This is a genomic window from Microbispora sp. NBRC 16548 (assembly GCF_030268985.1).
Taxonomy (GTDB): domain Bacteria; phylum Actinomycetota; class Actinomycetes; order Streptosporangiales; family Streptosporangiaceae; genus Microbispora; species Microbispora catharanthi.
On sequence record NZ_BSSF01000008.1, the window covers coordinates 246,715 to 266,486 of the forward strand.

Below are 19,772 nucleotides of genomic sequence, written 5' to 3' on the forward strand. Positions count from 1 at the left end.
ATATGCGGAAACTCCCCCCCATCATGGTCGCGTGCCTCGCTCTCGCCGCCGCCGCCGCGTGCGGCAGCGACACCGGCGGCCAGCCTGCGGCCTCGGGCAGCGCCCCGGCCGCCGGCGGCGGCGCCGCCAAGCCCTTGGAGGGTGTGAAGGTCGAGGTCGCCGCGAAGTGGACCGGCGACGAGCAGGCCAACTTCGAGAAGGTGCTCAAGGCGTTCGAGGAGAAGACCGGCGCCAAGGTCACCTACGCCTCCACCGGTGAGGACACCGGCGCCTACCTCGGCCCCCGCATCCAGGGCGGCAACCCTCCGGACGTCGCGATCCTGCCGCAGCCGGGCCTGGTGCAGCAGTACGCCGACGAGAACGCGCTCAAGCCGCTGTCCGCCGAGGTGCAGGCGCAGATCGACCAGAACTACACGCCGTACTGGAAGGAGCTCGGCTCCGCCAAGGGCCAGGTGTACGGCGTGCTCGTCAAGGCGGCGCACAAGTCGCTCGTCTGGTACCGCCAGTCGGCCTACGACGACGCCGGCGCCCAGCCCGCGTCCACCTGGGACGACCTGGTCAAGAACGCCCAGACGCTGTCCGACTCCGGCGTCTCGCCGTTCGCGCTGTGCGCCGCCTCCGGCTGGACGCTGACCGACCTGTTCGAGAACGTCTACCTGTCCACCGCGGGCCCGGAGAACTACGACAAGCTCTCCAAGCACGAGATCCCGTGGACCGACGCCTCGGTCAAGACCGCCCTGGAGAAGCTGGCGCAGATCTTCGGCAAGAAGGAGTTCATGCTCGGCGGCTCGTCCGGCGCGCTGCAGACCGACTTCCCGACCTGCGTCACCCAGGTGTACGCCCAGAAGAAGGCCGCGATGGTCATCGAGGCCGACTTCGTCGCCGCCTCCCTGGGCCAGTCGGGCGCCAAGGTCGGCGAGGAAGCCAAGATCATGCCGTTCCCGAAGGCCGGCGACACCGCTCCGGTCATCCTCGGCGGCGACGTCGCGGTGGTGATGAAGGACAACAAGGGCGCGCAGGCGCTCGTGGAGTACCTGGCGTCCAAGGAGGGCGGCGAGGTCTGGGCCAAGCAGCCCGGCTACCTGTCCCCCAACCGCAACGTCTCCCCCGACAACTACCCCGACGACCTGACCAAGCAGCTCGCCCAGACGATCATCTCGGCCGGTGAGTCGGTGCGGTACGACATGTCCGACCTCGCCCCCAGCGCCTTCGGCGGCACCGACGGCAAGGGCGAGTGGAAGGACCTGCAGGACTTCCTCCGCAACCCCTCCGACGTGAAGGGCGCGCAGGAGAAGCTCGAGGCGGACGCCGCCAAGGCCTTCAAGAAGTAAAGGAAGGACGGCCGTGACCGAACGGTTGGACGGCCCGCAGGCCGCCGGCGGCGGAGAATCCGCCGCCGGGGCCTCCTCCGGCCCGAGCGAAACCCCCGCAGATCCTTCCTCCGACTCCCCCCAGCCGGGAGCGCCCCTCGCCGGCTCCGACACTTCCACCCCCTCCGGCACCCCGACCGCCTCGGACTCCCTGACCGCTTCCGAGGAGCCGCCGGCGGGTCCGGCGGCGGCGGGGTACGCGACGGCGGCCCCGCCCGGCGCGGTCGCCACGGCGGGCGCGGCGCAGGCGTCCGCGCGCCTCGGCCCGTCGCCGAGACTGGCGGTGACGTTCCTGCTGCCGGCGGTGCTGCTGCTCGTCGCTTGGATGATCTATCCGGTCGTCTACTCGATCTGGCGCAGCCTCTTCGACGCCACCGGTGACCGCTTCGTCGGACTGGGCAACTACGTCTCGATCTTCACCGACTCCTCGACGCTCACCACGATCAGGAACAACGTCATCTGGGTCGTGGTGGCCCCGATCATCGTCACCGCGCTCGGCCTGGTCTTCGCGGTGCTCACCGAGCGCATCCGCTGGTCCACGGCGTTCAAGCTGGTGCTGTTCATGCCGATGGCCGTCTCCCTGCTCGCCGCCGGGGTCATCTTCCGCCTGGTGTACGAGCAGGACCCGGACAAGGGCGTGGCCAACGCCATCATCACGACCGTCCACGACGCGTTCTCCTCCAGCGCGGGCTACCCCGGGGCCCGGCCACGGGAGAACGACCATGCGCCCGCGGTCGTGCAGGGCGGCGCGGTGGTGACGAGGCAGCAGGCGCAGGCCGGCACTCCGGTGCTGATCCCGCTCGTCGGCCTGACCCAGGACGCGGTGAAGGACACCGCGCCCGCCAAGGCCGCTCCCGCCGGCGACGGCCTGAGCGGCACGGTCTGGCTCGACGTCGTCCGCGGCGGCGGAGGCACGCTGAACCAGATCGACCCGCAGGAGAAGGGCCTGGGCGGCGTCACGGTCGAGGCGGTCTCCGGCGGCGCGGTCAAGGCGACGACCGAGACGGCCGCCGACGGCACGTTCCGCTTCTCCGGCCTCCCCGCCGGCTCCTATGTCGTACGGCTGCCGCAGTCGAACTTCACGGCGCCCTTCAACGGGCTCACCTGGCTGGGGCCGTCGCTGATCACTCCCGCGATCATCGGCGCGTACATCTGGGTGTGGGCCGGGTTCGCGATGGTGCTGATCGCGGCCGGGTTGTCGGCGATCCCCCGTGACGCCCTGGAGGCGGCCAGGATCGACGGCGCGACCGAGTGGCAGGTGTTCCGCCGGATCACCGTGCCGCTGCTGTCGCCGGTGCTGCTCGTCGTCTTCGTCACCATGATCATCAATGTGCTGAAGGTGTTCGACCTGGTGTTCATCATCGCCCCCGGCTCGGTGCAGCCGCAGGCCAACGTGGTCGCGCTGGAGATGTGGCGCGTGTCGTTCGGCGGCGGCGGCAACCAGGGCCTGGGCAGCGCGCTGTCGATCTTCCTGCTCGTGCTGGTGGTGCCGTTCATGATCTTCAACATCCGCCGGTTCAGGAGGGACGAGGGATGACGACCCTGGCCGAACCACGGCACGCGCAGCCGATGCGGCGCGGCCTGTTCACGCGGACGGTCGACCGCCTCGGCGGCGGCCTGGTCCAGGTCTTCATGATCCTGGTCGCGCTCTTCTGGCTGCTCCCGACTCTCGGGCTGCTCGTCGTCTCGCTGCGCGGCGAGACCGACAACAACTCCTCCGGCTGGTGGACGCTGTTCACCAAACCCGCGCAGCTCACGTTCGACAACTACTCGAACCTGCTCGCGTCGGGCTTCGGCTCGTCGTTCTGGAACACCGTCCTCATCACGGTGCCGGCGACGCTGCTGGTGATCGGCATCGCGGCCATGGCGGGGTACGCGTTCGCCTGGATCGAGTTCCCCGGCAGGGACCTGGTGTTCCTCGTGGTCATCGCCCTGCTGGTCGTCCCGGTGCAGATCGCGCTGATCCCCATCGCCAAGCTGTACGGATTCCTCGGGATCTTCGGCTCGATTCTCGGGGTCGTGCTGTTCCACGTGGCGTTCGGCCTGCCGTTCGCCATCTTCCTGCTGCGCAACTTCTTCGTGGGCATTCCGCGCGAGCTGCTCGAGGCGGCGCGGATGGACGGCGCGCCGGAGTGGCGGATCTTCGCCACCGTGGTGTTCCCGCTGGCCAAGCCCGCGATCGCGTCGCTCGGCATCTTCCAGTTCCTGTGGGTGTGGAACGACCTGCTCGTCGCGCTGGTGTTCGCCGACACCGAGAACCAGCCGATGACGAAGGCACTGCAATCCCAGATGCGACAGTTCGGCACGAACGTGGACATCCTCGCGCCGGGCGCGTTCCTGTCGCTCATCATCCCGCTGGTGCTGTTCTTCGCCTTCCAGCGGTATTTCGTGCAGGGCATGCTCGCGGGCTCGGTCAAGTGACCGGCCGGAGGCCCCGAATCGTCCGGGGCCTCCGGCATCACCGCGGTCGACACGGGAAATGTCCCGTGTGTGGCGAGCCGTGCCGGAAGGGCGTCGGATGCCCGCTTCACGGGGGTAAGCGGGCATCCGATCTTTCCGCCGCCGGGCCGTACGGGGGCCGAAAAGCCGATAGAGTGCGCGGACATGTCAGGACGTCCGTTGCACGAACTCGTGGAAGCCGGGTGGGCCGAGGCCCTCGCACCCGTGGCCGGGCGGATCGCCGCCATGGGCGACTTCCTCAGGCAGGAGATCGCGGAAGGCCGCCAGTACCTCCCGGCGGGGGACAACGTCCTCCGCGCGTTCCAGCAGCCGCTGAGCGAGGTCCGGGTGCTGATCGTCGGCCAGGATCCCTATCCCACTCCCGGACACCCGGTCGGGCTGAGCTTCTCCGTGGCCCCCGACGTACGGCCGCTTCCGGGCAGCCTGGTCAACATCTTCAAGGAGTACATGGCCGACCTCGGCCACCCCACGCCGCCCTCGAACGGCGACCTCACCCCGTGGACCGAGCAGGGTGTGCTCCTGCTCAACAGGGTGCTGACGGTGATGCCGGGCAAGCCCGCCTCCCACCGGGGCAAGGGCTGGGAAGAGGTGACCGAGCAGGCCATCAAGGCGCTGGTCGAGCGGGGCGGGCCGCTCGTGGCGATCCTGTGGGGTCGTGACGCCCGCAACCTGCGGCCCATGCTGGGGGACGTGCCGTGCGTCGAGTCGGCCCACCCCAGCCCGCTGTCGGCGCGCAGCGGGTTCTTCGGCTCCCGTCCGTTCAGCCGGGCCAACGCCCTGCTGGAGCAGCAGGGCGCGGCGCCGGTCGAGTGGAAACTGCCGTGACGGCTTGCCGATAGGATCACCACCATGAGCGATGGAACGGACACCGGTCGCTACCTGCGGCTCACCGTCGACCTGGTGGTCGAGGTCCTCGATGTCGACGCGCTGCAGGCGGCGGCGCTCGCCGAGATCCGCGACCCCCAGGCCGAGTTGGACGACGCCGAGCGGCAGGAGCAGATCGAGCTGGTCAACTCCGACGAAACGGGCGCGGCGGCCCTGCAGTGGCTGATCGAGCCCGACCACGTGCTGGGCCTGGTCGAGCACGTCACCGAGGTCGAGCCGCGGGAGGCGATGCTCGGCGTGGAGCCGTCGGAGGGCGTCCTGGAGGACGAGGACGACCACGATCACGACGAGCCGGGCCACATCCACTGAGGCCGCACTGAGGCCGCGCTGAGGCCGGTCCACGAGAGGGCGTCGGGCCGGCCCCGCCGGCCGGGCCCTCACACGGGCCGGCCGATCGTGCGCTGGTAGTGCGCCGCGATCTCGTCGCTGGTGGTGAGCCAGACGTCGGGCTGCGCGGCGAGAAAGGCCAGCGCCTGATCGAGATACTTGGCCCGGAACGCCTGCCCGATGACGAAGGGGTGCAGGGCCAGCGCCATGACCCTGCCGCTGTGTTCGGCGTCGGCACGCAACTGCTCGTACTGGTCCCTGACGATCTGGACGAACTCCGGCCCCGTGACACCCCGGTCGAACAGGAGCAGGTCGTTGAGCTCGACCGAGTAGGGGACGCTGATCATCCCGGGCACGTTCAACGGGTACGGCTGGTCGTCGTTGGTCCAGTCCAGCAGGTAGCCGAACCCCAGCTCGGCGAGCAGCGCCGGCGTGTCGAAGGTCTCGGTCAGGCCGGGGCCCATCCAGCCGCGCGGCCGCCGGCCGGTGGCCTCCGCGACGGTGTCGGCCATCTCCGTGAGGAGACGGCGTTCCTCCTCCAGGGACATGCCGGCGTGCAGGATCGAGTTGGTCCGGCCGTGCAGGAGCCAGGCCCAGTCGCGGTCGAGGCCGGCCTTGACGATCTGGGGGTAGTGCTCGGCGACGGCGGAGTTGAGCAGGACGCTGGCCCTGATGCCGTGCCGGTCCAGGATGTCGGCGACCCGCCAGATGCCGACCCTGGCCCCGTAATCGCGCCAGCCGTAGTTGAGCGCGTCGGGGACGAGATTGGCCGTACCCGGCCAGATGCTGGTGGACGGGCGGTCGACCAGGAAGTGCTCGATGTTGAGGCCGATATAGACGGCGACCCTGGCGCCGCCCGGCCAGCTGATCGTGGGGCGTTCGGTGATCGGACTGTAGTCGAAGAGCGTGTTCTCCATGCCCCGACGGTAGAAGCTAACATCGATGTCAGGTTCAAGCCCTCGGGGGTGATGCGATGCGGATCGGCGAGCTGGCGCGGCGCACCGGGGTGAGCGAGCGGTCGCTGCGCTACTACGAGCAGCAGGGGCTGCTGGTGGCCGAGCGTACGCCCGGCGGCCAGCGGGAGTATCCCGAGCAGGCGGTCGATCGCGTCATCCGGATCCAGGAGCTGTTCGCGGCGGGCCTGCACAGCAAGAAGATCGCACAGCTGCTGCCCTGCATGCGTGACGCCGACGGCGGCCCCTCCACGATCGCCACCCCCCGGCTGGTCACCGACCTTGTCGCCGAGCGGGACCGCATCGACCGCATGATCACGGATCTGGTCAACTCGCGCGACGTCCTCGACGAGGTGATCAACGCGGCGTCGCAGGACCGCGGGTAGGCGTCACGGGCCCGCGTAGGCGTCGTCGCACGACCGCGTAGGCGTCACAGGACCGCGTAGGCGTCACAGGACCGCGGGTAGGCGCCCGCCCCGCTCATACCGGCCGAAGAGGCTGGTGGGGTCCGGCCGGCGGCTCTACCCGAATGGGGTCGCCGGGCCGGACCTCGCCGCCCGCGACGACGACGCCCATGACGCCGGCTTTGCGCACCAGATTGCCCTCCTCGTCCCGGTCCAGCACGGCCTTCATCAGCCCGTCCTGGAAACCGTCGAGTTGCACGCAGGGGTTGCGCAGGCCGGTCACCTCGACGACGGCCGTCTCGCCGAGGTGCAGCCGGGTCCCGGTGGGCAACGCGAGCAGATCGACACCCCTGGTTGTGACGTTCTCCCCCATGTCCCCCTCCCGTACGGCGAAGCCCGCCTCGCGCAGTTCGTCGTGCAGCTCCGCGTGGACCAGGTGCACCTGGCGCAGGTTCGGCTGGCTGGGATCGCGGGCGACCCGCGACCGGTGCTTCACGGTCACCCCGGCGTGGGCGTCCCCCTCGACGCCCAGACCCGCCAGCAGCCGGATCGACTCCAGCGGAGTCTTGCTGAAGGTATGGGTGGCGCTGCGGCTCACCGCCGTCACTCTGCTCGTCATGTCTCCTCCTCTTGGGGCGATGGCTCCATTCCGCGCACGAGGGCGAGGAGGCGGTCAAGCAGATATTCGTCACACGGAGCCTGCTCGCTGACCCACGCGATCGCGTTGACCAGCGTGAGGAGGTCGCCGATCTCGATGTCGCCGGGCACCGCCCCGTTTCGTTGCGCGCGTTCGAGCAGGGCGGCGCCGGTGACCCGGATCCGCTCGTGGCACGCCGCGAGCGCCGCGTCGGCGTCCGGCGCGGGCGGTATGGCCATCCGGGCGGCCACCAGGCCCCGCATCGCGGTCGCGTGCTCGGCCACGGCCCGCAGCCAGGTGCGCAGCGCCTCCGCCGGCGACGCGTGGTCGAGCAGGTCGCGTCCCTTTTCGCAGAGCACCGCCACGTCGTCCCCGATGATCGCCACGAGCAGGGCTCCGAGGGTGGGGAAATGGCGATACAGCGTGCCCGGGCCCACCCCCGCGCTCTGCGCGATCTTGTTAAGCGACGCCTGGGCTCCGTGCTCGGCGAAGGCGGCTCTGGCGGCGCGAAGCACGCGTTCGCGGTTGTCCCTCGCGTCGGCCCGCATCCGCCGGCTCCCAGGAGCATCGGCCGGCGAGTCCGCGGCGCCCGTCGGCCGAGCGGCCGATGAGCTCGGGTCGCCCGCCGGCCCAGCGGCCGACGAGTTCGGGTCGGCCGCCGGCCCAGCGGCCGGTGACCCCACGTCGCTCGCCGTCTGGTTCGCCCGCCGCCGACGGGCCCTGGCACTCTCGGTCGTCACTTCACCCTCACATTGCCATCCGGAGAGGTTCTCCGTATTCTAGCCGCGCCTCAACCGGAGAGGTTCTCCGGTTGCAACCGTGGAATTGAGGTGTTCGATGAGGATCGGTGTTCTCGTCGGGGAGGTGCGGGGAGCCGTGACGGCGGAGGAGTTCACCGGCCAGGTGCGTGCGGCGGCGGACGCCGGTTTCGCCACCGCCTGGTCGGCCCAGGCGCTCGGATGGGACGCCCTGACCGCGCTGGCCATGGCGGGCGCCCAGGTGCCGGGCATCGCGCTGGGCTCTTCCGTGGTGCCGGTGCCCGCGCGTCATCCACTGGTGCTGGCGAGCCAGGCCCTGAGCGTCCAGGCGGCGACCGGGAACCGGCTCACCCTCGGCATCGGCGTGGGGATCGCGATGATGACGCGGACGATGTTCGGCCTTTCCGCCGAGCGGCCCGTCGCCCGGATGCGCGAATACCTGTCGGTGCTCCGTCCCCTGCTCAGGGGCGAGCAGGTGAGTCATCGGGGCGAGACGTTCACAGCGGAGGGCGCGGTGAACGTTCCCGGCGCCGCGCCGCCACCCGTGCTGCTGGCCGCGCTCGGCCCCGCCATGTTGCGCCTGGCGGGCGAGCACGCGGACGGCGTGGTGACCTGGATGACCGGCCCCCGCACCCTGGCCGGGCACATCGTCCCGACGGTCACGCGGGCGGCCCACGCCGCCGGGCGCCCATCCCCCCGCGTCGTCGCCGGGCTGATCGTCTGCGTGACGGACGACGAAGAGGGCGTCCGGCGGCGGATCGCCGGGGAGTTCGGGCTGGCGGGCCAGGTGCCCGAGTATCGGGCAGTGCTCGACCGGGAGGGCGTGGACGGCCCGGAAGACGTCGTGATCGTCGGCGACGAGCAGGCGGTTGTCCGCCGGATCCGGCGGCTCGCCGAGGCGGGTGTCACCGAGTTCGCCGCGTCGCCCTACGGTGACGCGCGCGAGCAGGAACGCACCCTGGCGATGCTCGCCGGCCTCGCCCGATCAGCCGGTTACTCGACGTGAGAGCCGGGCGGGACCGGTCAGGAGCCCAGGACCTCCTGGCGCCGCCGGGCGAGGGACTCCTGCTGACGGGTCAGCTCGCCACAGCGGGCGGACACCTGGTTGACCATCGCCGCGACCCACTCGGCGACCTCGCGCACCGCCTCCGCCGTACGGGCGATCCGCTGGTGCTTGATGGCGTCGGTGATGATGTTGTCGAAGAAGACGTCGGCGAACCAGCGCGTGTCCACCTTCGGCAACTGGGGCGCGGCGCCGACGCCGATGTCGGCCAGCTCGCGGGAGAACCGGTCGAGCGCACCCTGCGCGTGCCAGGCCGCCTCGTCGGCCTGACGCAGGTGCCCGTGCTCGACCATGTCGGCGAAGCCGCCGCCGTTGCTGAACATGTCCCAGGTGGAGGCGCCGCGGGCGCTGCCCAGATGCCGCAGAACATAGCCGACCGCCTCGCCCGCGGCGACCCCGGCCTGCTGCGCCTCCTGGTGCTCGCGCAGGTCGGCGCTCACGCTCGACAGCCGGGCGGCGATGTCGGCCAGCTCCCGCCCGCGCGGATCGCCCGACTCGACCAGCATCCGTTCCTTGCGGGCGAGCAACGCCTCCAGCTCGTGATGCGGGTCGCCGAGCTCCGCGAGTCCCTGGTCGGTGGTTCGCAGATCCCCGGTGAGCCACTCCAGGCGGGTGCGCTGACCGGTGACCCGCTGGCGGGCCGCCACCGCTTCGGCCCGTTCCCGCGCCAGGCGCTCCTCCTTGCTCCCGGTCAGACCCGCCAGGAAGGCGGCGAAGCCGCCCTGTTCCAGCTTGGCGACGTCGCGATCCTCCTTGGCGAGCTGCCGCTCCAGATCCGCGAGCATGCCACGGACCTCCTCGATCTGAGTCAGGAGAGTGGCACGCTGCCGGGTGAGCTGGTCCCGGCGTCTGGCGCGGTCCCGCGCGTCCCGGATCTCGTCATCGACAGCAGCAAAAGGGGTCACACTCCAACAGACGTCCGACAGACGCCCGAACGTTCCCGCCCCGCCGCCTGATCACCTGGTCAGGGGACCAGCACGAACTTGCCGGTGGTTCTGCCGGTCTGCCCCAGAAGCCGGCTCAGGCGACCAACAGGCCCGGGGAATGACGGGGGTGGGGGTTTCCGTCGTGCCCGCCCGGCAGGCGGAGCCTGAGACAGGAACGGGTGGCGGCGGCCGGCGTGAGGCGTACGCGCAGGAGCCCGCTCTCCTCGTCCGGCATGCCGGGCGGGGACCCGTCCTCGGCACCGGGAATGTGGACGGGCCCGCTTTCCAGGTCCGCTCCGCCCGACAGCACGGCGTAGTCCATTCCCGCCACCCGAAGGCGGCGGGCGACGCCGCGGCAGGGCGGCGGCATTTCGGTCCGCCGACGGGGGCCGGTGGACAGCCAGGCGAGGTGGCCCGCGAGCAGCGACTCGGCCACGGTGCGCAGGACCGTGACCGCGCACAGGCTGTGCGCGCAGGCGAGGCCGGTCAGCGTGATCTCCGGCAGACCGAAACGCCGCAGGCCGCGCGAGGTCGTGACGAGGCACGAGCAGCCCCCGTCGGCATCGGCGCCGGCTCCCGCGGATGCGGCAGCGCCGAGGCCGCAGGCGTGTTCCTCGTCGGCGCACGACACCCGCCAGCCCAGCCAGTCGTCGCCGAGGTGGAAGTCCCGCCGCTCCCCCGGGCACTCGGCGCAGTGGTAGAGGGCCGCTCCCGTGAGCGGGTCGTACAACGTGCCGTGGTAGGCCTCCGCGATCCCGCGCGCGGCCGCCCGGGCGACCTGGGCGGCCTCGGGTTGTTCCTCCACGGGGGCGGTGCTCGTCACCACCACGTGATGACGGGCCCGTCTCACCCGTCTGAGGTCCTCGGCGTTCAGGTCCATCCGCCGCCACGGGGACCGCGCCGACCGGAACGCCTCCAGCATCAGCCGGGGCGTGCCGAGCGCGTCCCTGGCGGCGCGCCGATGGGACGGCCCCATCCGCCAGGGGACGATCGACGAGAGATCGGTCGGCGTGCGGTCCGTGACGACGACGAAGACCGACGAGGTCTGCGCGGGCACGGGATAGGTGATTCGCATGGCTCCTCCTCCGCGACGTGCTGCACCTACAACCGCCGAAGCGGCCGCGGGACGTGCCGCAGGAGCAGCCGGCCCCGCGCCTGCCGCTCCTCGCACTTCCGCAGGGCCACAGCCTGCGCGAATCCGCCGTCGTCCGTCCCACCCGAACGCCGCTCTGTGGACAGCCGGCGAACAGAACGGGCGAATCTCCGCGCCACATCGCCCTGGTCCACAGGTCGCCGGTCAGCGGGCCTGCCCGGCGACCGCCTAACCGGCCTTGCCGAAGATCAGGAGCCGATGGGACTCCAGCGTCCCTTCCGGCAGGTCGTCCGGCGCGAACCACCGCGCCTCCAGGATCTCCTTGGGGTCGATCTTCATCGTGCCGCCCGCGAACTCGGCCTCGTACGCCACCTCGACCCGCAGCCGGTAGCCGCTCTTGAGCAGGACGAGCTCACCGACACGCACCTTCAAGCCGGTCTCCTCGCGCACCTCCCGGACGACCGTCTCCTGGAACGTCTCCCCCTTGACGGCGCAGCCGGTGGGCAGCCCCCACTGCCTGCCTTCCGGCCACAACCGATGCCGGAGCAACAGCACACGCCCGTCTCCGTCGCGGACGATCCCCGTGACGCCGACCATGAACTTCGCCTGCGAGATCCACAGCAGTCGCCACTGCACCGAACCGCCGATGCTCCGCCACAGCCGGGCGACCAGATCGTTCACGTTGAATCCCTTCGTCCACGGTGACCCCAGCAGCGAGAAGGACATCATCACAGGCCGGACCGCCGACGCCGTCTCACTTCCTCCCAGAGGGACGCCCACTGTCCGGCGGTCAGGTCCTTGGGCAGCGCGTGCGGCGTCACCCGCGCGTCACGCGCCCAGGAGCGTACGGCCTGGCGGTCCAGGCTCCCCGTGCGTTCGAGGATCTCCGTGAGACCGCGACCGCGCCCGGTGAAGACCCGGCGCACGAGATCCTGGTACGGCCCCCGCTCGGCGACGAGGGGTACGGCTCTGCGCGTCATGGTGAGCAGGCCGCCGTCGACCGAGGGGGCGGGCCGGAACGAGCGGGCCGGCACCCGCGCATGCACCTCGAACGCGTACCACGGCCACCAGGCGGCGGTCAGCATGCTGGCGCCGCCCACGCCGGCCCGCCGCCGGGCGACCTCCCACTGGACCAGCAGCACCGCCGTCCTCCAGTCGGACGCCGCGAGGAGCCGCCGCATGATCGAGGTCGTGAGATGGAACGGCAGGTTTCCGGCGACCACGTGAGGATGCCGGGGAAACCGGAACCGCAGGATGTCGGCGTTGACGACGGTGACGTTCGCAGGAACGCGCCGGGCCAGTCGGCGTGCCCGCCCGGAATCGACCTCGACCGCCGTCACCGGCCTGCCGTACCGGCTCAGGGGAAGCGTCAGCGCCCCGTCCCCCGCGCCGACCTCGACGATCGGGCCGGCCGTCCCGGCGACAAGTCTCCCGATGTGGGCGATGACCGTGCGGTCGACGAGGAAGTTCTGGCCGAGCTCGTGCCGTCCGCTCTGATGAACCATGGAAGTGCTCCGCGAGTGCGCGATCGGAGCCGGGCAGCGCGAAGCGCCGCACCGGCGAGGACACCGATGGCGGCGGAGCCGTACAAGAGGAAGGATCCGCCGCTACGAGCGGCGGATCCTCGTGAAGCATGCGAAGCAGCACATGGGCGTCACCCTAGCGAGCATGACGGGAGGAGCCGCAAACCATTTTCCGCGCGTGTCCTCTGCGCCACTCTCGCGGGAGCCACCGCCCTACCGCGGCCCGCCCTCACTCCAGGTCATGTCGATGCGCTGCCCGATGAGCTCGTATCCGGCGCGGAGGAACGCCCGGGCCATCGGGACGTTCCCGACGTCCGTGGCGGCGCGGACTCGCGGGACGCCCTGCCCGGCGAGGATGCGCGTCCCCTCGGCCAGCAGGTCGTCGATGTGGCCCTTGCCGCGGTGGGCGGGCACGACCCCGATGTACGCGATCATCGCGTTGTATTCGTTGCGCGCCGGGATGACGAATCCCACCGGTTCGCCCTCGGGTGATGTGCCGATCCGCCACCATTCCCGTGGGCTCCGATAGTGGGCGAGCTCGTCGTCGTAGTGCTGGGCCGCGGCCCGCGCGGCGGGCATGCGGGCGAGGTCGGCGCGGCTGTGGGCGTCGAGCGTGCCGTCGAGGACGAGAGTCATCAGGGCGACCAGTTCCTCCCTTCCGGCCACGGGACGGAAGGCCAGCCGCCTGCCCGGCGGTGCGATGGGAGTGCCTGGACGCCACTCCAGCCGCAGCCGTTCGACGAGCAGCCGGGCGCCGGCCCGCTCCAGCACGGCCATGCGGTCCTCGACGGCAGGCCTCGCCTTCGCGTCGTCACGCCACCGCGGGGGGACGAACGCGTTGTATTCCGGCGGACGTACCCCGACCGGCAGCACCGCGGCGCTCGCGGTTTCGAACAACCGGACCCCGGCGTCGACGCTCGCCGGTCCGGGCGTGGTGTCGTCGAGGTCGAGGATGTCCAGCAGCGCCGGCGCCTCGCCCGCACGCGGGGCCCACCAGGCCAGCCTGGCGACGAGGCGGTCGCCGCGCAGCGCCATCCACATCCACTCAGGCCGCCGACGGCCGGCGGCGAGGTCGTCGTCCAGCTCGTCGTTCAGTACGTAGGGCAGGCGGCGGAAAAGGTCGAGTTCCTCACGCCCCGAGATGGGGCGCATGATCATGTTTTCGGGGTTCACTGCACTTCCTCAGGTGAGGCGTGCCGCTCACGCCCAGGGGTCAGCGTCCGGCCGTACCCCGGGAAGGAAGCGGCACGACGTTCTTGGCACACATCGGCTCGTCCCTCCTCTCGTCGTCGCAGGTCTGTCTGCACCTGTTCTATCGGACGCGCCGCTCGGCCGGCCAACCCTTTTCCGCCGCGGGACCGGCCGGACGGTGGCCCTCCGGCTCCTCCCCCGAGCGCCGCCGGGGCGCCGCCAGAGCGGCCAGCGCGGTGGTCACGGGGACGGCCGCGATGAGTCCCAGCGTGCCGACGATGCTGCGGATGATCTCCTGCGCGAGGACGGGGTTGCGCAGCACGTCTCCGAGCGGCTGGTCGCCGACGCTGAACAGCAACAGCAGGGGCAGCGCGGCCCCGGCGTACGCGAGGACGATCGTGTTGATCACGGAGGCGATGTGGGCCCGGCCGACGCGGGCGGCGGCGCGGTAGAGGCGCCCGAAGGTGTAGCCGGGGTTGGCCATGGCCAGCTCCCCCACGGTGGCCGCCTGGGTCACGGTGACGTCGTCGAGGACGCCGAGCGCGCCGATGATGATTCCCGCGAGCAGCAGGCCCTGCCCGTTGATCCGGTAGTTGCCGTCGAGCAGGAACGAACTGTCGTCGGTGACCCCCGCGAGGTGCGCGACGTCGATGGCGAACGCGGACAGCAGACCGGTGAGGGTGAGGCTGACCAGCGTGCCCAGCACCGCCATCGAGGTCGCGATCGTGAAGCCGTGGGTGAGGTAGAGGACCGCCAGCATGATCGCGGCGGAGCCCACGATCGCCACCAGGGCCGGTGGCTCACCGGCGAGGATCGCGGGGACGACGAAGGTCAGCAGCAGGACGAAGGTCACGGCCAGCCCGATCAGCGCGGTCAGTCCGCGCCAGCGCCCGAAGGCGACCACCGCGAGGGCGAACGCGGCGACGAACAGCCACAGCGGAGCGGACCGGTCGTGGTCCGACAGCAGATACTCGGGTGCGTCGAGCGCGCCGTCCGGCATATGGACCAGCACGACGTCCTCACCCACCGCGAACCGCTGCGCGCCGGGACCGGTGGGCAGATCGGTGATGACGCTTCGGCCCTCCTCGGGCCCGCCGGTGATCCTGACGCGGGCGTCCCCGCAGGCATCGGAGGCCGGGGCCGCGGCCGGTCCGGCCGCCCCCTCGTCCGGCGCGGCGGGGCACGGCTCGGGGACGATGTCCACGATCGTCCCGTTGACCTGCGGCAGCGAGGGCGAGGACGAACCGGATGGCCGGCCGTCGCCCGGCCACAGCCATATCAGGGCGGCCACCGTCACCAGAGCGACGGGAACGATGACGGTCAGCGTCGCCGGCACGGCCCTGCGGGAAACGGGCAGGGCGGTCGTGCCGTGACTGTGATCGGCGCCCATCTGGACGTACGTCTCCTCGCATCAGGGTCGTGCCGCACCGATGCTAGGGGTCCAGCGGGCAGGCTCGTCCGGCTGGGGCGCGGTGTCCCGAGGGAGGCGGCCGGGGCCTGCTCCCGGTGGGACCTGCCCGCACCGGGAGCCTGTCGCCGTACGACGGCTGTCGGCCGGAGGCGCCGCCCGGCGCCGGCCGGGCGGCCCCTGTGTCCGGCCCTACCGGGCCGTGGTGGGGACGTCCGGGGTCACTTGCAGTTGCCCCAGGTCAGGCGGCCACCGCTCGCGATCTCTCCGTCGACGCGCGTGTCGGCGACCGTGCCGTAGTACTTCACGCACTTGCCCTTGGCGTTCAGCTTCACCGGACCGGCGTAGTACTTGTACTTCTTCAGGTGGTCGATCTTCTCGACCGTCCTCCCGTTGGGCAGCCGCACCATGAGCTGGGCGGAGGTCCTGGTGGGCGTGCCGACGTACGCCGACTTGATGGTGACGACGCAGTTCTGTCCCGTCGAGCGGTTGTAGAGCAGGTAGACGCGCCCGAAGACCTGCCCCGAAGGGGTCTTCACCGCCCGGCTGCCGTCGTGAGTCACCCGGCCGAAGCCGGAGCCGCACACCCCCTCGGGGGTGTAGCCGGCGGAGATCGCGTATGCCGGGTTGGCGACGAGCCCTCCGACGGCCAGCGCCGCTGCGACGACGACCGTACTCGCGGACCTGCGCATACGTTGTCCTTTCCCAACCGCCGCCCTCCGTCCGGGCGGCGTCCTGGCGATCATCCTTGCGGATCATCAACCAAAAGATGACCGAAACAGTCAATTTGGGCAAGACGGATCGCGCGTAGCCGCCATTCGGCTCGCCGCCAGGCCGCAGGAGGGCCTGACGGAGCATCACCCGGTCGCTCGCAGGTCCGGCGGCTGAAACATTCAGCCCGGAACGCCCTCATCGGCCCCTGAAGAGGCGAAGGGCGCGGCTCTTCCACCGAAGGCTTGACCCTGCCCGCGTCGACCGTTGACGCTTCGTCCGGCGGCGCACGACCAATGCGAACATGCCGCTCTCGCATGTGGGGCCACACTGACGGCGGTCTTCGCGGCTGCTCCTGTTAACGCGCACATGACGGAGGTCGAATGCTCGGCAGAGGAAGCAGCCATCGCCAGGCGACACAGCGCACGCAGGTCCGAAGCGGAATCCGGACGCACGGCTCGCGTGCGCGCGCCCGCATGCGCACGGTCGTCGCGTGCTCCGTGGCCGCCCTCACCGGAGTGATCGGCACGGTGTCCCACCAGGCCGTGGCCGGGGCGGCCGCCGCCGGTTGCCGAGTCGACTACACCGTCACGTCGCAGTGGTCCGGCGGGTTCACCACCGCCGTCACCGTGACGAACCTCGGCGACCCCGTCTCCGGCTGGAAGCTGGCGTGGTCCTTCACCGCGGGTCAGACGGTCACCCAGGCGTGGAACGCCACCGTCACGCAGAGCGGGGCCCAGGTCACCGCGGCCGACGCCGGATACAACGCGACCCTCGCCACCGGCGGCTCCGCCGCGTTCGGCTTCAACGGCTCCTGGAACAACTCCGCCAACCCCCTGCCCTCGTCGTTCACGCTCAACGGCACCCCCTGCACGGGCTCTGCGACCTCCACGCCGAGCCCAGCCACCAGCCCCTCTGCGAGCCCATCCGCGAGCCCTTCCGCGAGCCGGACACCGAGCCCCACCCCCACGCCGACCCCGCGCGGCGGCGACGGCAGCCCGGCCGACCCCCGCATCACCTACGTCGGGCGGTGGGACACCGGATCGAGCACCGGGTACGTGCCGAACTGGACGGGCGCCTACTTCGTGACCGCGTTCACCGGGACCACGGTGAAGATCAAACAGCGGGACGCCGTCAACATGTACGTCAGCATCGACGGGGGCGCCGACGTGTTCTACGCCGGCGTCAGGGGCACCGTGAACCTGACCCCGACCCCGCTGCCCACCGGCACGCACACGCTGCGCGTGTCCTACCGCTCAGGGGACACGATCTTCCAGGGGCTGGTGCTCGATCCGGGGGCGACCACCGCGGACCCGCCCCCGTCCACCAAGCTCATCGAGTTCGTCGGCGACTCCATCACCGCCGGATACCTCGATTCGAAGCTCGCGCTGTCCGCGTACGGCTGGGTCCTGGGCGAGAGGCTCCACGTCCGGCACACCCAGATCGCCCGCGCCGGCTACTGCCTGGTCGCGCAGGAGGGGTGTGTCGGGCAGAGCACGCAGTATTTCAAGCTCGGGAGCACGGGCACCACGGACTGGGACTTCTCCCGCTACACCGCCGACGCCGTCGTGATCAACCTCGGCACCAACGACATCGGCCATCACGTCACCGGCTCCGCCTTCCAAGCGGCCTACACCTCCTTTCTGAGTGCCATCCGAGCGAAGTACCCGAAAGCGGCCCTGTTCGCGATGGAGACGTTCAAGCAGCGCTACGTCGCCGAGACCAAGGCGGCGGTGGCGGCTCGCAACGCCTCCGGCGACGCCAACGTCTACTACATCGACACCGAGGGCTGGCTGACCCCGGGCGCCGATTACGCCGACGGCGACGGGCACCCCAGCGACGCCGGACACATCAAGATCGCCAACCGTCTCGCCCCCGTCATCGCACCCAAGATCGGTGTTTCCGTCCCCTAGCGGAGGCCGTCCGTGCCCTACCCCACGAGAGGGGCGCTTCGCTCCTCGCTCGCCGCCACACTGGCCGCGGCCCTCGCCGCGATCTCGATCACACTGCCTCACCGTGCACATGCCGCCACCGGCGACGGCTCGCCGACCGATCCCAACATCTCCTTCACCGGGCGGTGGGACACCACCGACCCCACCGCGTACACGCCGCACTGGGCCGGCGCCTACGTCACCACCGGCTTCACCGGCACCACCGTCAAGCTCAAGCAGCGCAACACCATCGACCTGTACGCCAGCATCGACGGAGGGCCGTACACCTACTACACGAACGTCAGCGGCACGGTGAACCTGACCCCGACCCCGCTGCGGGCCGGCACCCACACCCTGCGCGTGTCCTACCGAGTCGTGGCAGGGTCCTATCACGGCGACGCCGTCTTCCGGGGGCTCGTCCTCGATCCCGGCGCCGGTACGGTCGCCCCGCCGGTTCCGCGCAAACTCATCGAGTTCGTCGGTGACTCGATCACCGTGGGTACGACGACTTCGAAGAACGCGCTCACCGCGTACGGCTGGCTCATCGGAGAGCGGTTGAGCGCGCGGCACACCCAGATCGCCCAGGGAGGCGCCTGTCTGGTCGCCACCGCCGACGGCTGTGTCGGTTTGGAGAAGCAGTTCGTCAAGCTCGACCCCAACACGCCCACCCCCGACTGGGACTTCTCCCGCTACACCGCCGACGCCGTGGTGATCAACCTGGGCACCAACGACTCCGGCCATGGGGTTCACACACCGGAATTCCAGACCTCCTACACCAACCTTCTCCGGCAGGTGCGGGCGAAATACCCCAAGGCAGCCATCTTCGCGCTCGAGACCTTCAGCAAGCGGTTCGCCGCCCAGACCCAGGCCGCGGTCAAGACCCTCAACGACGGCGGCGACGCCAACGTGTACTACGTCAACACCGAGGGATGGCTGACCAGCGCGGACCTCAGCGACTCCGTGCATCCCAACGACGCCGGTCATCAAGCGATCGCCGACCGCCTGGCCCCGATCATCTCCGCCAAGCTCGGCGGGTCCCCCTCGCCGTCACCCAGCCCGTCACCGAGTCCGTCACCGAGTCCGTCACCGAGTCCGTCGTCCAGTCCGTCGCCGACTCCGTCGCCCAGTCCGAGTCCCACCCCCACGCCGACACCGACTACGGCGGGAAGTTGCACGGTGGCCTACAGCGTCACCAACCAATGGCAGGGCGGCTTCCAGGGCGATGTGACGATCGGAAACACCGGCAGCGCGGCGATCGGCGGCTGGAGGCTGACCTGGTCCTTCCCCAATGGGCAGCAGATCAGCCAGGCGTGGAACGGCGCCTACAGTCAAAGCGGCAGCACCGTGACCGTGACCGACGCCGGCTGGAACGCCGCCATCCCGGCCGGCGGCACGGCGGCGTTCGGCTTCATCGCCAGCCAGTCCGGCGCGAACGGCGAGCCGACCGCCTTCGCCCTCAACGGCATGCCCTGCGCCGTCCGCTGACCGCGACCGGCCCGGGCCGCGGCGGCGGCGCCCGGCCAGGGAGCCGGGGCAGCGGGCGGTCAGGCCGCGCCGTCAGGCCCGTGCCGCGAGGACTGCCTCCGCGAGCGCCCGCGCGGCCAGGGCGGGACGGGCGCCGGGCCGGGTGACGGCGTGGGCCAGCACGCCGTCGATGAGCACGAGGAGCTGGTCGGCGCCCGCGTCGGGAGCGGGGTGCCCGTGGCGGGTCAGCTCCGCCGCCATCAGCCGGTGCAGTCCCTCCTTGAAGGCCCGCACCTCCGCGTGCGCCGGATGTCCGGGGTCGGTGAGCGTGAGCTCGGCCGCGGTGTAACGGCACCCCCGGAACGAGGGCTGCGAGGTGATGGCGTCGAGCTCGTCGAACACGGCCAGCACCCGCTCGCGCGGGTCGTCCCCGCCCTCGTCGATGACACGGCGGTAGCGGTCCAGTCCGCCGTCGCTGCGCAGCACCTCGGCCACGAGGCCGTCCTTGCCGCCGAAGTGCTGGTAGAGCGAGCGTCTCGCGACATCGGCCTGCTTGAGGATCGCGTCGACGCCCACCTGAACGCCCTGGCTGTAGGTGAGCTCCCTGGCGGCGTCGAGCAGCCGCTCGCGGGGGCCGGGTCTCGTCGTCACATGACGATTCTGGCACG

20 protein-coding genes are annotated in these 19,772 nt (G+C 71.0%); 9 read left to right on the plus strand and 11 right to left on the minus strand.

Features of this window, described 5'->3' with window-relative positions; translation table 11 throughout:
• The first annotated feature begins 2 nt into the window (after positions 1-2).
• The 5 genes from QSK36_RS23785 to QSK36_RS23805 all read left to right on the plus strand — a co-directional run bounded on the left by QSK36_RS23785 (position 3) and on the right by QSK36_RS23805 (position 5,024).
• On the plus strand, positions 3-1,331 hold the full coding sequence (locus QSK36_RS23785) for an ABC transporter substrate-binding protein (RefSeq protein ID WP_285783918.1): 1,329 nt from the start codon (positions 3-5) through the stop codon (positions 1,329-1,331).
• Positions 1,332-1,344: 13 nt separating this feature from the next.
• The gene (locus tag QSK36_RS23790) at positions 1,345-2,907 is read left to right on the plus strand and encodes an ABC transporter permease (protein ID WP_285783919.1); all 1,563 of its coding nucleotides are present in this window, start codon (positions 1,345-1,347) and stop codon (positions 2,905-2,907) included.
• Positions 2,904-3,791: a carbohydrate ABC transporter permease gene (locus QSK36_RS23795; protein ID WP_183535341.1), complete on the plus strand. Its 888-nt coding sequence runs from the start codon at positions 2,904-2,906 to the stop codon at positions 3,789-3,791. Before QSK36_RS23790 ends, QSK36_RS23795 begins: the two co-directional genes overlap by 4 nt.
• A gap of 183 nt (positions 3,792-3,974) precedes the next feature.
• Positions 3,975-4,655 carry a uracil-DNA glycosylase gene (locus QSK36_RS23800; protein WP_139575841.1) on the plus strand — a complete coding sequence of 227 codons (681 nt, stop codon included), beginning with the start codon at positions 3,975-3,977 and terminating at the stop codon, positions 4,653-4,655.
• A gap of 24 nt (positions 4,656-4,679) precedes the next feature.
• A complete protein-coding gene (locus tag QSK36_RS23805; protein ID WP_183535339.1) occupies positions 4,680-5,024 on the plus strand; it encodes a hypothetical protein in 345 nt (114 codons plus the stop codon).
• Positions 5,025-5,092: 68 nt separating this feature from the next.
• Here QSK36_RS23805 and QSK36_RS23810 read toward each other — a convergent pair whose 3' ends face one another.
• The gene (locus QSK36_RS23810; RefSeq protein WP_183535338.1) at positions 5,093-5,959 is read right to left on the minus strand and encodes a polysaccharide deacetylase family protein; all 867 of its coding nucleotides are present in this window, start codon (positions 5,957-5,959) and stop codon (positions 5,093-5,095) included.
• 56 nt (positions 5,960-6,015) lie between these two features.
• Between QSK36_RS23810 and QSK36_RS23815 the strand changes: the two genes are divergently transcribed.
• Complete coding sequence (locus QSK36_RS23815; protein WP_183535336.1) at positions 6,016-6,381, plus strand: MerR family transcriptional regulator; 366 nt, start codon at positions 6,016-6,018, stop codon at positions 6,379-6,381.
• Between the two features lie 94 nt (positions 6,382-6,475).
• On the opposite strand, the gene QSK36_RS23820 is transcribed toward QSK36_RS23815, so the two are convergent.
• Together QSK36_RS23820 and QSK36_RS23825 are read right to left on the minus strand one after the other, a co-directional pair.
• Entirely contained in the window at positions 6,476-7,018 is a 543-nt protein-coding gene (locus QSK36_RS23820) for an MOSC domain-containing protein (RefSeq protein ID WP_285783920.1), read from the minus strand.
• Positions 7,015-7,584 carry a TetR/AcrR family transcriptional regulator gene (locus QSK36_RS23825; protein WP_285783921.1) on the minus strand — a complete coding sequence of 190 codons (570 nt, stop codon included), beginning with the start codon at positions 7,582-7,584 and terminating at the stop codon, positions 7,015-7,017. The genes QSK36_RS23820 and QSK36_RS23825 overlap by 4 nt, the downstream gene beginning before the upstream one ends.
• Positions 7,585-7,873: 289 nt before the next feature.
• On the opposite strand from QSK36_RS23825, the gene QSK36_RS23830 reads away from it, so the two are divergent.
• Positions 7,874-8,800: a TIGR03564 family F420-dependent LLM class oxidoreductase gene (locus tag QSK36_RS23830; protein WP_183535330.1), complete on the plus strand. Its 927-nt coding sequence runs from the start codon at positions 7,874-7,876 to the stop codon at positions 8,798-8,800.
• Between the two features lie 17 nt (positions 8,801-8,817).
• Here QSK36_RS23830 and QSK36_RS23835 read toward each other — a convergent pair whose 3' ends face one another.
• From QSK36_RS23835 to QSK36_RS23865, 7 genes are all read right to left on the minus strand, one after another.
• Positions 8,818-9,642, minus strand: coding sequence for a hypothetical protein (locus QSK36_RS23835; protein WP_183535328.1), 825 nt, complete (start codon positions 9,640-9,642; stop codon positions 8,818-8,820).
• Positions 9,643-9,877: 235 nt separating this feature from the next.
• The gene (locus QSK36_RS23840; protein ID WP_285783922.1) at positions 9,878-10,858 is read right to left on the minus strand and encodes a hypothetical protein; all 981 of its coding nucleotides are present in this window, start codon (positions 10,856-10,858) and stop codon (positions 9,878-9,880) included.
• Positions 10,859-11,104: 246 nt separating this feature from the next.
• Complete coding sequence (locus tag QSK36_RS23845; RefSeq protein WP_183535324.1) at positions 11,105-11,557, minus strand: NUDIX domain-containing protein; 453 nt, start codon at positions 11,555-11,557, stop codon at positions 11,105-11,107.
• A 47-nt stretch (positions 11,558-11,604) separates the two neighbouring features.
• The gene (gene erm / locus QSK36_RS23850; RefSeq protein WP_285783923.1) at positions 11,605-12,381 is read right to left on the minus strand and encodes a 23S ribosomal RNA methyltransferase Erm; all 777 of its coding nucleotides are present in this window, start codon (positions 12,379-12,381) and stop codon (positions 11,605-11,607) included.
• A gap of 231 nt (positions 12,382-12,612) precedes the next feature.
• The gene (locus QSK36_RS23855) at positions 12,613-13,572 is read right to left on the minus strand and encodes a GNAT family N-acetyltransferase (RefSeq protein WP_285783924.1); all 960 of its coding nucleotides are present in this window, start codon (positions 13,570-13,572) and stop codon (positions 12,613-12,615) included.
• A gap of 139 nt (positions 13,573-13,711) precedes the next feature.
• A complete protein-coding gene (locus QSK36_RS23860; protein ID WP_285783925.1) occupies positions 13,712-14,980 on the minus strand; it encodes a YibE/F family protein in 1,269 nt (422 codons plus the stop codon).
• Between the two features lie 239 nt (positions 14,981-15,219).
• A complete protein-coding gene (locus QSK36_RS23865) occupies positions 15,220-15,690 on the minus strand; it encodes a hypothetical protein (RefSeq protein ID WP_183535318.1) in 471 nt (156 codons plus the stop codon).
• Between the two features lie 495 nt (positions 15,691-16,185).
• Between QSK36_RS23865 and QSK36_RS23870 the strand changes: the two genes are divergently transcribed.
• Entirely contained in the window at positions 16,186-17,622 is a 1,437-nt protein-coding gene (locus QSK36_RS23870) for a cellulose binding domain-containing protein (protein ID WP_285783926.1), read from the plus strand.
• Positions 17,623-17,634: 12 nt separating this feature from the next.
• Positions 17,635-19,125: a cellulose binding domain-containing protein gene (locus QSK36_RS23875; RefSeq protein WP_183535314.1), complete on the plus strand. Its 1,491-nt coding sequence runs from the start codon at positions 17,635-17,637 to the stop codon at positions 19,123-19,125.
• 72 nt (positions 19,126-19,197) lie between these two features.
• Here the strand turns inward: QSK36_RS23875 and QSK36_RS23880 are convergent, their stop codons facing one another.
• Positions 19,198-19,755, minus strand: coding sequence for a TetR/AcrR family transcriptional regulator (locus tag QSK36_RS23880; protein ID WP_285783927.1), 558 nt, complete (start codon positions 19,753-19,755; stop codon positions 19,198-19,200).
• Positions 19,756-19,772: the final 17 nt, after the last annotated feature.